At 37.8% G+C, this 15,269-nt stretch carries 13 protein-coding genes; 5 read left to right on the forward strand and 8 right to left on the reverse strand.

Annotation, left to right across the window (positions count from 1 at the left end):
- Positions 1-97: 97 nt before the first annotated feature.
- Both odhB and N7Z68_RS05200 read right to left on the reverse strand, forming a co-directional pair.
- Positions 98-1,336, reverse strand: coding sequence for a 2-oxoglutarate dehydrogenase complex dihydrolipoyllysine-residue succinyltransferase (gene odhB, locus N7Z68_RS05195; RefSeq protein ID WP_373323117.1), 1,239 nt, complete (start codon positions 1,334-1,336; stop codon positions 98-100).
- The gene (locus tag N7Z68_RS05200) at positions 1,333-4,158 is read right to left on the reverse strand and encodes a 2-oxoglutarate dehydrogenase E1 component (RefSeq protein ID WP_275117411.1); all 2,826 of its coding nucleotides are present in this window, start codon (positions 4,156-4,158) and stop codon (positions 1,333-1,335) included. The genes odhB and N7Z68_RS05200 overlap by 4 nt, the downstream gene beginning before the upstream one ends.
- A 275-nt stretch (positions 4,159-4,433) precedes the next feature.
- On the opposite strand from N7Z68_RS05200, the gene N7Z68_RS05205 reads away from it, so the two are divergent.
- On the forward strand, positions 4,434-5,222 hold the full coding sequence (locus tag N7Z68_RS05205) for an HAD family hydrolase (RefSeq protein ID WP_275117412.1): 789 nt from the start codon (positions 4,434-4,436) through the stop codon (positions 5,220-5,222).
- 64 nt (positions 5,223-5,286) lie between these two features.
- Here the strand turns inward: N7Z68_RS05205 and ku are convergent, their stop codons facing one another.
- A complete protein-coding gene (ku, locus tag N7Z68_RS05210; RefSeq protein ID WP_275117413.1) occupies positions 5,287-6,135 on the reverse strand; it encodes a non-homologous end joining protein Ku in 849 nt (282 codons plus the stop codon).
- A 174-nt stretch (positions 6,136-6,309) separates the two neighbouring features.
- Between ku and N7Z68_RS05215 the strand changes: the two genes are divergently transcribed.
- Positions 6,310-8,121, forward strand: coding sequence for a DNA ligase D (locus N7Z68_RS05215; RefSeq protein ID WP_275117414.1), 1,812 nt, complete (start codon positions 6,310-6,312; stop codon positions 8,119-8,121).
- 28 nt (positions 8,122-8,149) lie between these two features.
- On the opposite strand, the gene N7Z68_RS05220 is transcribed toward N7Z68_RS05215, so the two are convergent.
- Together N7Z68_RS05220 and N7Z68_RS05225 are read right to left on the reverse strand one after the other, a co-directional pair.
- Entirely contained in the window at positions 8,150-9,046 is an 897-nt protein-coding gene (locus N7Z68_RS05220; protein WP_275117415.1) for a manganese catalase family protein, read from the reverse strand.
- 48 nt (positions 9,047-9,094) lie between these two features.
- On the reverse strand, positions 9,095-9,337 hold the full coding sequence (locus N7Z68_RS05225; RefSeq protein WP_275117416.1) for a YuzF family protein: 243 nt from the start codon (positions 9,335-9,337) through the stop codon (positions 9,095-9,097).
- Between the two features lie 227 nt (positions 9,338-9,564).
- Between N7Z68_RS05225 and N7Z68_RS05230 the strand changes: the two genes are divergently transcribed.
- A complete protein-coding gene (locus tag N7Z68_RS05230) occupies positions 9,565-10,386 on the forward strand; it encodes a squalene/phytoene synthase family protein (protein ID WP_275117417.1) in 822 nt (273 codons plus the stop codon).
- 149 nt (positions 10,387-10,535) lie between these two features.
- Here N7Z68_RS05230 and megL read toward each other — a convergent pair whose 3' ends face one another.
- Both megL and N7Z68_RS05240 read right to left on the reverse strand, forming a co-directional pair.
- Complete coding sequence (megL, locus tag N7Z68_RS05235; protein ID WP_275117418.1) at positions 10,536-11,744, reverse strand: methionine gamma-lyase; 1,209 nt, start codon at positions 11,742-11,744, stop codon at positions 10,536-10,538.
- Positions 11,745-12,320: 576 nt separating this feature from the next.
- Complete coding sequence (locus N7Z68_RS05240) at positions 12,321-12,848, reverse strand: GNAT family N-acetyltransferase (RefSeq protein WP_275117419.1); 528 nt, start codon at positions 12,846-12,848, stop codon at positions 12,321-12,323.
- Positions 12,849-12,921: 73 nt separating this feature from the next.
- Between N7Z68_RS05240 and N7Z68_RS05245 the strand changes: the two genes are divergently transcribed.
- Both N7Z68_RS05245 and N7Z68_RS05250 read left to right on the forward strand, forming a co-directional pair.
- A complete protein-coding gene (locus tag N7Z68_RS05245; protein WP_275117420.1) occupies positions 12,922-13,161 on the forward strand; it encodes a DNA alkylation repair protein in 240 nt (79 codons plus the stop codon).
- A 149-nt stretch (positions 13,162-13,310) separates the two neighbouring features.
- Positions 13,311-14,543 carry an aminopeptidase gene (locus N7Z68_RS05250; protein ID WP_275117421.1) on the forward strand — a complete coding sequence of 411 codons (1,233 nt, stop codon included), beginning with the start codon at positions 13,311-13,313 and terminating at the stop codon, positions 14,541-14,543.
- A 377-nt stretch (positions 14,544-14,920) separates the two neighbouring features.
- Here the strand turns inward: N7Z68_RS05250 and N7Z68_RS05255 are convergent, their stop codons facing one another.
- A complete protein-coding gene (locus tag N7Z68_RS05255) occupies positions 14,921-15,181 on the reverse strand; it encodes a DUF2535 family protein (RefSeq protein WP_275117422.1) in 261 nt (86 codons plus the stop codon).
- Between the last annotated feature and the right edge of the window lie 88 nt (positions 15,182-15,269).

A 15,269-nucleotide genomic window follows, 5' to 3' on the forward strand; every position in this document is an offset into this window, starting at 1 on the left:
AACTAGTTTTTAAAAATTGTTATATTACATTTTGTCCCTTTTTTATAACATCAAAAAACAACCTCCATGGCTTGATCACATGGAGGTTGTTTTTCACTCAACTTTGCAGCATTAATTTTTCAGGGGTCTCTAATAGTTCTTTAACTTTCACAAGAAAACTGACAGCTTCTTTTCCGTCTATAATGCGATGATCATAAGAAAGAGCAATATACATCATCGGCCGATTCTCCATTTGCTCTTTGTCTACAGCGACAGGTCTCCATTGTATTTTATGCATACCTAATATTCCAACTTGAGGTGTATTAAGTATCGGTGTAGATAGTAAAGATCCGAAAATCCCGCCATTTGTAATCGTAAATGTACCACCTTGCAAATCTTGTATTTTTAAGCTTTGGTTTCTAGCTGCTTCTGCAAGTCTTGCAATCTCCTTTTCTAGTTCACCAAAATCCCGTTGATCTGCATTTCGGACAACAGGAACGACTAATCCTTCATCAGTAGAAACAGCCACACCAATATCAAAGAAGTTTTTCTTAATGATATCTGTTCCTTCAATTTCTGCGTTTAGCAAAGGGAACTTTTTCAATGCGGCAATAATGGCTTTTGTAAAGAATGACATAAACCCTAATTTAATTCCGTACTCTTCTTGAAATTCTTCTTTATGTCGATTTCTCATCTCCATTACAGCTGTCATGTCGACTTCATTAAACGTCGTTAACATGGCTGCAGATTGTTGAGCTTCAACGAGACGTTTCGCGATTGTCTGCCGTCTTCTAGACATTGGTATTCTCTCGATATTTTCCTTATTTTCTTTTACGACAGATGGATTTTCTTGATATGGTTGTTTTTTTTCTTCGCTTGAACTTTTATCATAGAGCTCAATGTCTGATTTCCTTAAACGGCCTAAAGGATCTTTTGCAGGAACCTCCTCTAAGTTGATTCCTTTTTCCCGAGCTAATTTTCTTGCTGCAGGAGAAGCAATCGGGTCCTTACGTTTATCTTTTTCCCCTTCTTTATGTTTAGAGTCTTTGTTATCTTTAGTATGTTCCCGGTCCTCTGTAGAACTAGTGTCATCATTGGTGCTGTTCTGATCTTCGTTTTTACCTTCTTTTACGATAGCAAGCGTTTCGCCTACTGAAACTGTATCTCCTTCTTCCTTGCTATGCTCTTCTATAACACCCGATACTTCACTAGTAATCTCTACATTTACTTTATCTGTCTCTAACTCAACGACATATTCTCCTTTATCAACAAATTCTCCAGGCTGTTTTAACCATTTAATTATGGTTCCTTCGGTTATTGATTCAGCTAGTTCAGGTACTTTTATCTCCACCTTTATTCTCCTTTCTCTTTGAACTGTATCGCCTCACTTATAATCCGTTCTTGATCTTTTTTATGAATATTAGGATCTCCTTCTGCAGGACTTGATCTCGAAACCCTTCCGATATATTGAATAGGTTTTCTTTCTTGAAAAAGGCTTCTTAATTTCGGCTCAATATAAGTCCAGGCTCCCATATTTTTCGGTTCCTCTTGTACCCAAAATACTTCTTCCACGTTAGTGTATTTCTCCAATAGTTCTTTTAACGACTCGAATGGAAAAGGATATAATTCTTCAAGACTAATATGTTGCAATGGTTCTTGTTCCTCTTTTTCTAACTTTTCGATCTTCTCCAACAGTTCAACAGACATTTTCCCTGTAGAAAAAATCATTCTCTTCACTTGGTCTTCACGCCCTTTTTGTTTAGGGAGCATGGTGATAAATGATTGAAAAGAACCTTTGCTCAGTTCCTCGATAGTCGAAGCTGTTTTTGAATGACGCAACATGCTTTTAGGAGTCATGATAATGAGCGGCCTTACTTCATCCCTCTGTAAAATCGCAGCCTGTCGACGCAAGATATGAAAATATTGAGCGGCTGTAGATACATTAGCGATCGTCCAGTTGTTTTCTGCAGATAATTGAAGAAAGCGTTCTAATCTAGCGCTTGAATGCTCAGGTCCTTGACCTTCGTATCCATGTGGCAACAGCATGACCAGCCCCGATCGTTGCCCCCACTTGGCTCTCCCTGCGGAAATAAACTGGTCCATTAACACTTGGGCTGAGTTTGCAAAATCACCATATTGTGCCTCCCACAGCACTAACGTTTCTGGTGCAAAAACATTATAACCATACTCGAAGCCAACGACTGCGGCTTCAGAAAGCGGGCTATTATGGATCGCAAAAGAAGCTTTGGCTTGAGGTAAACGATGCAATGGTGAATACTTCTCTCCAGTCTCTCGATCATGTAATATAAGATGCCGTTGTGCAAAAGTTCCCCGTTCTGAGTCTTGCCCGGTAATTCTAATCGGTGTTCCATCTCTTAAAATCGTTGCAAAGGCGAGAGTTTCGGCGAATCCCCAATCCATTTTTCCTCGTTCCTCGAAAGATTGTGATCGTCTCTTTAAGATACGCTCTAGTTTTTTATTGACTTTGAATTGTTCAGGCCACGTTAATAAAGCGTCATTTATTTCTTTCAATTCCTTTGCTTCTACTTTTGTTTCAATTGTCGGCAGACCTTCTCTAATCTTTTTCGGTACGTCTATTTCCCGCTTGCCTTGTTGTTTTACTTGTTTCATTTTTTCATATGCACTTTCAAGCGTTTCACGAATGGGGGTTTCCATCCCTTTCATTTCATCATTCGTAATAACACCACTTTTTAATAAATGATTTTCATAAATTGTTTTTACAGTAGGATGCTCCTTAATTTTGGAGTACATTTTGGGCTGGGTCATCATTGGTTCATCCATTTCATTATGACCGTAACGACGATAGCCGACTAAATCAATAATGATATCTTTTTCAAAGCGAATTCGATATTGAAACGCTAAATGAATGGCAGCTAGACAGGCTTCTGGGTCATCAGCATTTACATGGATGATGGGAATTTCAAATCCTTTGGCCAGATCACTAGCGTACCGAGTTGAACGGGAATCTCCAGTATCAGTTGTAAAGCCAATTAAGTTATTGGCAATAATATGAATGGTCCCGCCTGTTTGATAGCCTTGCAAACGGCTCAGATTGAGAGTTTCCGCAACAATTCCTTGACCTGGGAATGCAGCGTCACCATGAATTAAAATCGAAAAGGCTTCAGAAGAGTGATGTGATGGAAAACCTCGGTTAGTCCGGACGTCCTGTGAAGCTCGCGTAAAACCTTCAACCACTGGATTAACAAATTCAAGGTGACTTGGGTTATTCGCTAATGTTAATTTCGCTTGCTCCGTTTTGCGGTCTGAAATTTTCCGGTTGGCACCTAGATGGTACTTCACATCTCCGCTCCATCCATAATTAATCCCTATCGATCCTTCTGATGGAACTAGATTTTTATTTGGTGCATGGAGAAACTCTGAAAAAATCAACTCATACGGTTTTCCTAGGACATGAGCCAGCACATTTAATCGACCACGATGAGCCATACCGACCATAATGTTTTTAACACCTACTTGAACGGCTTCTTCAACAACGCTGTCAAGAATCGGTATGAGCGTATCTAAACCTTCAATCGAAAATCGTTTTTGACCTACAAAAGTTCTGTGTAAAAAAGCTTCGAACTCTTCAACTTCGGTCAACCGCTCAAGCAACGCTTGCCGATCTTCAGTTGTCAGCGGACGGTAGATAGCACCTGACTCCACCATTTCCATTAACCACTCATGCTCGTATTCCTCATGCACATGACTAAACTCAAAGGCCAATGTGTCTGTATACACATCCTTTAAATATTCAATTGCTTCTTTCCCCGTAGAAACTTGAGGCGGTGCATAAGGACATAACAATTGATATGGTATCTTTAATAAATCCTCTTCCGTTAACTGAAACCTCTCTAAATTAAATTTATGACCTTCCTTTTTCATAACCGAAAATGGGTAAATATTAGCCACCATGTGACCATTTTGTCGTATCGCATCTGCCATCTTGATAGCTGATGCTACCTTTTCAAACGGAATGGAAGATAACTCGGTCTTTTGTCCTTCATTTTCTTGCTCAGCTGTACTGGTCCACTCGTAAAAGGTGTCAGTTTCTTCATTAAGCTCCTTTGATAATTCCTCGTGCTTTTCTAGAACATACCCTAAATTTGGACCGTGAAACTGTTGCCAAAGCTTCTTTTGCTTTGACTGTTTTTTGTTCATATCAATTCCTCCATCATAAGACATTGGTTTGATGGTCTTTTTATGATTCTTTTTAAACTAGCTCTTTTCTCAGAATTTACGAAAACAGCCTTTAATCAATAATAAAATTTCTACTATTACTATAATGAATACATAAATACAATTACCGTTATGCCAAAATACAAACAATATTTTTAGTCAAAATAAAAATTAGAAGTTTTTCTAATTTTCAAATTCATTTTTTGTAGTACAATCAATAGTAGACATAAAGAATTTCTAAAGGAGTGGAGTTAAAGGTGGTAAAAGCTGTAATTTTCGACTTAGATGATACATTATTATGGGATAAAAAAAGCGTAGCGGAATCATTCAAAGCTACTTGTGAGGCAGCGACGGATAAATACGATGTAAATATTGATCAATTGGAAGAGGCGGTAAGAGAAGCAGCTCGTCAGTTATACAGTCAATATGAAACGTATGAATTCACGCAAATGATTGGGATCAATCCATTTGAAGGTTTATGGGGGAACTTTGGTGATAAGATCGATGTAAATTTCCGAAAAATGAAGGAAATTGTCCCTCAATACCGAACAGATGCTTGGACACAAGGGTTAAAAACACTAGGAATTGAAGACCCGGAATTCGGCGCTGAACTCGGTGAATTATTTGCGAAAAACCGAAGAACATTGCCATTCCTATATGAGGATACGTTCACACTCTTAGAAGATTTAAAAGAAGACTATCAACTATTATTACTAACAAACGGCTCTCCAGAATTACAAAACGAAAAACTGGACATGACCCCTGAATTAATACCTTATTTTGACCACATCATCATTTCTGGTGCATTCGGCCGCGGAAAACCGGACCCTGCCATATTTGAGCACTGCTTATATTTAACTGGACTAACGAAAGATGAAGCTGTGATGGTCGGTGATAATCTCCATACGGATATAATTGGTTCTAACAAAATCGGAATGAGAAATGTATGGATTAACCGTGACAATAAAGACATCGTTGACGATATTTTTCCAACCTACACGATAAAAGAATTGTCAGAGCTTCCACCTTTGTTAAAACAGCTCTAAACAACACTCAAAAAGATAAAGAGGCTTGCCTATTGTACGGCGAGCCTCTTTTAGTTCTTTTTCATTATGCGTTCTTTTTTGCTTTCACCATTTTCTTTTTTGTTGTTGTAGTTGCCGCTGGTTTCGTTTTTGTTTTCGTTTTGTCTATGGATGCTTGCAAGGCAGCCATTAGATCTGTTACATTTCCTGTTGCAGCTGGGGTTTTCTTATCTGCAGCCGTAACGACCTCTTCACCATTTTTCTTCTGTTCAATTAATTCCATTAACGCATTTCGGTACTCATCGTGATACTTTTCGGGATCAAAATCTGTCGTCAACTGATCGATTAACATCTTTGCAGTCTCTAGTTCTTTATCGGTCACCTCATCACTGCTCGGTACATTTGGAACCTCAGCGACATTTCGAACTTCATCTGGAAAATGAATCGTTTCCATCACGAGTGTATTATTATAAACACGAACAACCGCTAGATGTTCTTTGGAACGAATAATAATTTTCGCTATACCGATCTTGCCCGAATCTTGAAGTGCTTTCCGTAATAACGTGTAAGCTTTCGTACCTCCTTCATTCGGTGCAATAAAGTAGCTACGTTCGAAGTAAATCGGATCAATTTCTTCTAGCTTTACAAAATCAATAATTTCAACAGCTTTATCTTCATTTTCTTTTCTTAATTTTTCAAGGTCTTCTTCATCAAGAATAACGAATTTATTTTTTGCATATTCATACGCTTTCACAATTTCATCATTTTCTACTTCTTTTTCACAAACCGGACATTTTTTTTCGTATTTTAAAGGGGATTTGCACTCTGCATGTAAATTACGCAATTTAATATCTTTATTTTCTGTTGCCGCATGAAGCTTGATTGGTATGTTAACTAAGCCAAAACTAATGCTGCCTCTCCAGACTGTATGCATTTATAGCGCCTTCTTTCTGTCATTTTACTCATTAGTATTTGGTGCTTGGTATGAATTATGTAAAACGTTCATTGATAATTGCAGTATCTTAATGGCAATTTCAGTTCTTTACCACTTAGTACTCGATCATCTGGGTAAACTAATAACGATTAGGAAGAGAAAGGATCGTAAATCATGAAAAAACCGATGAGTCCGACGTTGTCATTTGAAACGCCAGTCGGGGAAAAGTGGAAATTTGAAATAAAATATGATGGCTATCGGTGTCTCCTCAAGTGGAGTACCTCAGAGTTTTCACTTATTAGTAAAAATGGACGGATTTTAAATGAACATTTCCCTGAACTCGTTGCTGCAGGAGAAAGCATTCAGTCTAAAATGAAAGATTTATTACCTCTTGAATTAGACGGCGAAATTGTCGTTCTAGAAAATGAGTTAAAAGGAGACTTTGAAGCTATACAAAGGCGCGGAAGGTTACGAAATGAAGAAACGATTAAAGCAGAGTCAAATAACCATCCAGTTACTTTTTGTATATTTGACATACTAGAACTTAACGGGAAAAATTTTAAAACCGAAAGTTATTCCGAGCGAAAACAAAAATTGTATCAAATGTTTCAAGAGAAATTTCAATCCGAACGTACGTTTAAATTGGTTACATCTTATGACTCGTTTGATCCCATATGGAAGAAAGCGATCGAACATGATAGTGAAGGCGTTATCGCAAAACTAGTTCATAGTAAGTGGGAAAATGGACGAACCCGTTCGTGGCTGAAAATTAAAAACTATAAAAGAATCAATTGTTTTATAACCGCCTTTGAAAAAGAGAATGGCTACTTCCACGTCGGATTATGGAACAAGGGTCAAATAGTACCTATTGGGTTATTTAAACACGGGATAAAAAGCGAGGAAGAACGAGCCTTAATCGAAACGATTAAAAACAATAAATCAAGTGAAGATAAGCAATTTATAAAGGTGGATCCTGGTATCTGTATAGAGATTAAATACTTGCAATTTTATAAAGAGCAATTAAGAGAGCCTTTTTTCGAACAATTTCGCTTTGATCTTTCGTATAAGGATTGTACGCTTGACCAGCTGCATACTAACAAACAGCCTCCAGTCACCGAAAATGAAGTTGAAATTACCAGCCCAGACAAAGTTTATTGGAAAGCACTATCACTTACGAAAAAAGATTATATTGATTATATAGAAAACATCGCACCTTATTTTTTACCTTTTTTAAAAGATCGTCATTTGACCGTTATTCGATACCCTAACGGTGTTGAGGGAGAAGCATTTTTTCAAAAAAACATTCCAGACTATGCTCCTTCATTTGTCGATACCTCATTGCATGAAGGTATTAATTATATCGTTTGTCAATCTTTTGATACGCTCCTATGGTTAGGAAATCAAGGAGCCATCGAATTTCATATCCCTTTTCAAACGATTAATTCTCATCAACCGAGAGAGATTGTATTCGACTTAGATCCACATTCTGTCGATGACTTTCAAGTCGCTGTAAAAGGAGCACGTATGATTAAAGAGATTTGTGATCAGCTCGGTCTCTTCCCTTTTGTAAAAACATCTGGTGGTAAGGGCATTCAAGTTCATTTACCTTTAAAAGGCGGGAAATATGCATTCGAAGAAACACGTATTTTTACTTCATTTGTTGCAGATTTTCTCGTTTCCAAAGAGCCTGATTTATTTACGATTGAACGGATGAAAAAAAAACGTGGTAAAAGACTATATGTTGATTATATTCAACACGCCGAGGGAAAAACGATTATCGCTCCATATTCTGCAAGGGGACGTAAAGAAGCAACCGTCGCTACACCGTTATTTTGGGAGGAGCTTAATGAACAGTTAGCCCCTACTCACTTTACCATTGATACCATTATTAAGCGCTTAAATAAAAAAGGTTGTCCATTTGAAAATTATTTCGAGGTCGATCAACCATTAGATCAAGTCATTGATTTTTTGACGCAAAAAAAATAATACAACGGGTGCGCTTGGCACCCGTTCTTTATAAGCCGGCAGAACGCATTAAGCGTTTTACAATTTCCTGATAATCTTCAGCTGAAATACCAGGAGCAAATTCTTCTGGCACTTCTTCAAAATCAGGAGTTGGTGCTCCTTCCGGCGCCCCAATAATTACTTCTAATGGCTTACCGTCCTCTGGATGAGTTCCCTTCCAAATTTTATTAATATCACGGAAGTCTGTTGGACTCCATGTGTATAACTTCGTATGAATGCCTTCATCTTCAAATTTCTGCGCTGTTTCAAACGCACGGTTACTTAAATTAGGAACCGGAAGCATCTTTGTCATATCGACTCCTGTAACCACTTCGATGGCCTTTGCATAAGCCACAATATGAACACCGCCACGGACAAGTAAATAGCCGATCATTTCACGTGCTGTCGGATTTTCCGTCATTTCATATACACGCATTTTATGTGTTCTTGCCCCGCACTCTAAGAAGAAATTATGAATTAAATCTAATAATAAATTGCCACTATTAAAGACATTATCCCCTGTCCACGGGCGACCGTGTGAATCAGCTGGTTTTGCTGTTTGTGCAGTATCTATAAAATGATGATGAAATCTTAAATCTTTTGCCGTTTGCATTGGCGCAATATCAGGATCTCCCGGAAAAGTTGTATTATTTAACATAATATTTATCGTGTTTGAAACGAGCTGAACATGACCAAATTCTTCAGCCGTAATACTTGCAACTAAATCATAAAACGGTTTAAACTTTTTCTTATTACGAAAGTTAAACGATTGGTACATATAGTTATTCAATGTTGACATCTCACCAAATTTTCCACCAAGTAACTCTTGAACGGCGGAAGCGCCATTTGGATCAGAATATTCAGGTCTCGGTAAGTCTATTAACATTTTATCAAAACGTATTATCACTGACCTTCTCCTCCTTCTCTCCTAACCATTTGGAAGCTTAGGTGCTAATTACTGCGGCAGTACCCAAATAATACTTTGAGTCCGAATAAAAAAAGGTGACCCTGCAACATCTACAACGACATGATCAGGCTTAACATCAGTTAATGCGCCGCGAATATTTCCTTGGGCGGTTTGAACAACGACAGTTCTGCCAATAATTGTTTGTAACGTCTGATAAACGTAAGGGTCTACTAATGAAATCATTTGCGGAGCGCTCGCGTGACCGTGCTGATGACCTTGATGATGATTCATGGTAACGACTCCCTTCTATTTTGTCAGTCGCTCCCATTGTATGAGGCATTGTGCATGTACCATACCAATTATTTCTGCACAAGTATTCCAAATAAAAGGGACAAATTAATTCTCGTTCAAGAGCTTCTTTAAAATAAGAAGGGTAGATATGATGGTGTTTCTGGTAATTTAATCATTTTTAGTCTAAAATTTTATGTATGAAGCCATTTGAAAGGAAGGTACATTACATGACCGATAAAAAAAATCTTTATGATCGAGCAAAGCAAGTATTAATGGAAACGAGTCGGACATTTTTTATTCCTATCAGCAAATTGCCAGATGAATTAGAAGAAGCTGTCATGTCTGCTTATCTATGTATGAGAGCAATCGACGAAATTGAAGACAGTGCCGTACTTTCTACAGAAGAAAAAGTCAACTTATTAAATAAAATCAGTGTTCTAATAAAAAAACCGTTCACCGAAGCTGAGCTAGCTGCTTTATTTGAACCTTATAAATCATCTTTACCAGCAGTCACATTAGAACTTAACGACTGGATTGTCCTATGTCCTGAATCTGCAACTCCTGCCGTTTTAAGCGCAACTTCGGAGATGGCCGAAGGAATGGGAAAATGGGTGAACAAAGCCTTCAACATTGAGACTGAGGAAGATTTAGATGAATACACCTATTACGTGGCAGGTTTAGTAGGAGTAATGCTTTCAGATCTTTGGAAATGGTACGACGGTACAGATTGTGATCGAGATCTTGCAGTTGGGTTCGGACGTGGACTGCAAGCTGTTAATATGATTCGCAATCGTGAAGAAGACTTATCTCGAGACGGTGTAGACTTTTTCCCAAATGGGTGGGAAATGAAAGATATGTTTACATATGCTCGTAGAAACCTTGATCTAGGCGACGAATATACGAAAGATTTAACCGTTGGACCGGTTTATTATTTCTGTAAAATTCCGTTAGCTCTCGCATTTAGTACACTAGACGCTATTGAAGCAGGACAAGAAAAGCTAACACGTAACTCCGTCATGGAAATTGTTAACGAGGTAGTGGCTGAGTAATCATTATTTAAGAAGGACAACCAGAAATTAATTTGACAACAAAAGGATGACTCATGAGTGTACTAGCCCTCGTTTGAGTCATCCTTTTAAATAATGTTCTTACTCTTATATACTCAAGTTCGTATGACTCGATTTATATCAACAACGTACTAGATTTTCTCTAACGCTTGCTCTATATCTGCCCAAATGTCCTCCCATGCTTCTAAGCCAACGGATAAACGGATCAATTCGGGGCCAATCCCCATCTTCTCACGCTTTTCTTCTGGTACTACAGAATGTGTCATCGTTGCTGGATGCTGAATGAGCGTCTCGGCATCTCCTAAACTTACAGCTATTTTTATCAACTGTAATTCATTCATAAACCGTTGTGCCGTTTCTTTTCCACCATCAATTAAGAAGCTGATCATTCCACCTGCTTGCTTCATTTGCGATTTTACAATTCCGGCTTGTGGGAACTGGTCATCTCCTGGGAAAATAATATCTTTGACCTTTGGATGTGCTTTCATTTTTTCTGCTATTTTCACAGCATTCGTACAATGGCGATCCATTCGAACGGGGAGCGTCTTTAAGCCCCGAATTAACAACCAAGCATCAAACGGACTAATAATGCCACCAATGTCTTTCTGCGTAGTCATACGAACTTCATTAACAAATTCACGGCTTCCAACCATGAGACCAGCAACAACATCACCGTGCCCGCTAATATATTTGGTCGCACTATGAACAACGACATCAGCACCAAAGGTAATCGGTCTTTGAAGATATGGAGTGGCAAACGTATTATCAACCACAACTTTGGCTTCGAATTCTTTTCCGAGTTTACAAACTAACTCGAGATCTACTAATTTCATCGTCGGATTAATCGGTGTTTCAACATAAATTACTTTCGTTTCAGGACGAATATACGAACGAATATGGTCTTCTTCATCCATTGCAATTAAGTCATAGTCTACATTAAAGCGGTCTTTTAACAATTCTAATAAACCATACGTACACCCGTAAACTCCTTCTGAGACAAGGATATGGTCCCCTGAACGAACAAGTCCAAATAACGTCGCAGAAACAGCAGCCATACCCGAACTAAAAGCAAGCCCAGCTTCACCACCTTCTAATTCCGCTATCCTTTCTTCTAAGACGGTTACCGTCGGGTTTCCTAATCTGGAGTATACATAGCCTTCTTCTTCTCCTGCAAACCTGCGCTCACCTTGCTCAGCCGATTTCATTGTGAATGTTGAGGATTGAAAAAGCGGCGGTGTTAAACTCCCTTGAAAAGATTGACTATCATAACCTTTGTGAATGACCTCTGTTTCTAATCTGTAGTTTTTCAAAACAATCACCCTTCTACGATTATTTCTCATTCTCTCCTCTTATATTATTCTATGAAAGTATCATTCGGTCAATGGAAACGCTTACATATTTTAAAAAAATACACAAAAATCACAGCTTCTAATCTTATTTGCTTTTTTCTTCTCCAAGGTCGTTGCTTTGACCTATTGAGGTTACAAGCTAACTTTATGGGGACTTACTAGCAGAATTTGGCGCCTCCTTCAAATTCAAGCTATTGGATAAAATCTTTGCTGTTTTTTCTATTTTTTTCCTCCACCGCTCACGACCCAGCGCTATTCGTTACTGCTTTCTCCTAATTTTTCCCTCTACCGCTCTCGATCCCGCGCTTTTAGTTACTGCTTTCTCCAAGTTTTTTCCTTTACTGTCCACCAATCAATGCTATCGGTTAAAGTATTTTCTAATACTCCCTTCTAAGCGCTCCTAATCGCAGTAATTGTTAATAGGACAAAAAAAGCTGACTAGATCCGGTTACTAAATGTACCCTGTAGTCAGCCTCATTAGATAACATAACATCTGCCAGATGGACATATGATTTTTTTAATATCCTACTATCAACGACGTTTACGAAAACAGCCACTATTTTCTCTTTATCTAGAAATAAACTGGTCCAAGCTATACCAACCGTATGCAGCTTCTTTAAACGATTGTCCGCCAATTTCAATGTCTACGCTTTCTAAAAATTCTCCATTTAATGCTTCTTCGTAAAATCGTTTTGCCGGATTATCGTCGAGAACCCAAACTAAAAGTCCATGATATCCTTTTTCCTTTAATACTTCTGCCGCCTTTGCAACCAACTGTTTTCCTCCGCCTTTTCGTTGGGCATTTTCGTATAAGTAGATAGCGTACAACTCACCGTCGATTTCTGGGTATTTTCCTGTTCGTTCTTTACCAACAGCTGCAAACCCAAAGACTGTATCCTCTTCTTCCACCACAAAAACAGTTGTTGGATGGTTCTCGGTAGAGAGAACTCTTTTCCACATTTCCTGTCGATCTTCCACTTTTAATGAATCCAAATATTCTTCGGAAACGATTCCTCTATAGGTTGTCTTCCAACTTGCAACATGAATATCAGCAATCACTTGAACATCCTTTAATTGAGCTAATCTTACAATCATAGTTTCCCCTTCTTTCTCTAAATAGAGTATTCATAAAATAAAATGGAAATACTGTGATTAGGAGGTGTTACTTATGGCGGAACCATATTTGTGTCCTAATTGTAAAACCAACCGATCCCGTTTTAACCGTATTGAACAAATAGCTCAAGCTGTAAAATTGAATCCACAAACTGGTGATGTAATGGAAGAGTATTCAAACGAAAAACTTGATCCTTTTCATCTGCCTTACCGCGGTCCTTCATTAAAAATACAGTGTGGTGCATGTGGGCTCATTGAAGACGAGCGCATGTTTGTACAGTACGGAAAAAAGTAATGCTAATTTTATTTATTTTAACAGAGAGGGCTATAACCCTCTTTTTTATTTCATATCACTTAATAAAAGGAACGGTTTTCTTTTTCAAAACGTACAGAAACTGTTAAAATACTCTTGTAATAGAAATTATACATAAGCGAGGGAAATAAATGGAGAATTTACAAACAAAACTTGAAAAGTATGCTGAATTAGCCGTAAAAGTTGGTGTCAATATTCAAGAAGGTCAAACACTAGTGATCAATGCACCACTTGCAGCTACAGACTTTGTTAGACTTGTAGCGAAGAAAGCTTATGACGCTGGTGCAAAAAATGTCCATGTTGAATGGAATGATGAAGAACTAACATTAATTAAATATAAGAATGCCCCGGATGAAGCTTTTCATGAGTTTCCACTTTGGAAAGCAAAGGGATATGAAGAAATGGCCGAAAATGGTGCTGCTTTTATGAGTATCGTCGCTAGTAATCCAGACTTACTGAAAGGTGTAAACCCTGAGCGTATTGCTAATGCGAACAAAGCATCTGGTCAAGCGATGGATACATTCCGTTCGTATGTTCAATCTGACAAAATCAGTTGGACAGTGATCGCGGCATCTGCACCGGGCTGGGCTCAAAAAGTGTTCCCTAATGATTCTGAAGAAGCAGCGGTTGAAAAACTGTGGAATGCGATTTTCAGCGCAACACGCGTTGAACTAGAAGATCCTGTTTCGGCATGGAAAGAGCATTGCGAAAATCTTACGAGTAAAGTAGAATTCCTAAACAATAAGCGTTTCCAAAAGCTTCACTATACAGCCCCTGGTACTGACTTAACGATTGAACTACCTGAAAAACACTTATGGGCTGGTGCAGGAAGTAATAACGAACAAAATGTATACTTCGTTGCTAACTTACCAACCGAAGAAGTGTTTACAGCTGCGAAAAAAGACGGCGTTTACGGAACAGTATCTAGTACGAAACCATTAAACTATGGTGGAACACTTATTCAAAACTTTTCTTTAACATTCAAAGATGGAAAAGTTGTAGAATATTCAGCTGAGGAAGGCTATGAAACACTAAAACGCCTAGTTGAAACAGATGAAGGTTCGGCTTATTTAGGTGAAGTCGCTTTAGTACCACATGATTCACCGATCTCAAACTCAAATGTTATTTTCTACAATACATTATTTGATGAAAATGCATCTAACCACTTAGCTCTAGGAAGTGCCTATGCCTTTAACCTTGAAGGCGGTAAGACGATGTCTAAAGAAGAACTACAAAAAAATGGCTTAAACACAAGTATTACACACGTTGATTTCATGATTGGTTCAGCTGATATGAATATCGATGGAATTACAGCTGACGGTGAGCGTGAGCCGTTATTTAGAAATGGAAATTGGGCGTTTTAATTAAAAGTACTGTTGTAAAATTAAAATAAGACCACCCTATTCAGAGTGGTCTTATTTTACTGGTCATTATCAGACTCTTCCCATTCAATTTCAACTCCCCATTGTCGAGCTAGGGAATTTAATTTTGTTTCATATTCATTGTTTGTCAGACACTTTATATAGTTCATCGGAATCCATACCTTCTACGCGACTAGATAATTATAATCCTGTTCTTGTTAAATGTAATAATTCATTAGGACTATTTATTTCTCCCGCTATGTAAATATTATCCGTTTTTATTCAACAAAACTAATTAACCCCTAAAAGGAAAGGCAAGAAAAAGCTGCGTCTCCTTATTTAGGCAGGCGCAGCTTTTTTAGTGTCATTTTTATTTTATATTAACTAGGGGCGTCTAATTGGTGTAGAGTTTTCGTAATACTAAGGGATTTCATTTTGTTATATTCTTTTAAGCCGCACTTTCCTATAACAAAACTCGAGAAAGAATAAATCCCTTTTGGCTTTGCGCTTCTCTCAATATCATCAATTAATAACTGTAAATAGTAATTAACAACAAAGACATCTTGATTTACAACAGGTATGTCGACTATTTTATATTTCTGTCCACTCATATGAAACAGTTCTAATTTTTTTGTTGCCATACATTTACCACCCCAATATTGTTCTATAAATAGAATAACTCATTTCCTTATTACGAACAATATTAATTATAAAAATTTTTAGATAACT

Origin of the sequence: Alkalihalobacterium chitinilyticum, from assembly GCF_029028005.1 — a bacterium.
Lineage (GTDB): Bacteria > Bacillota > Bacilli > Bacillales > Bacillaceae_F > Alkalihalobacterium > Alkalihalobacterium chitinilyticum.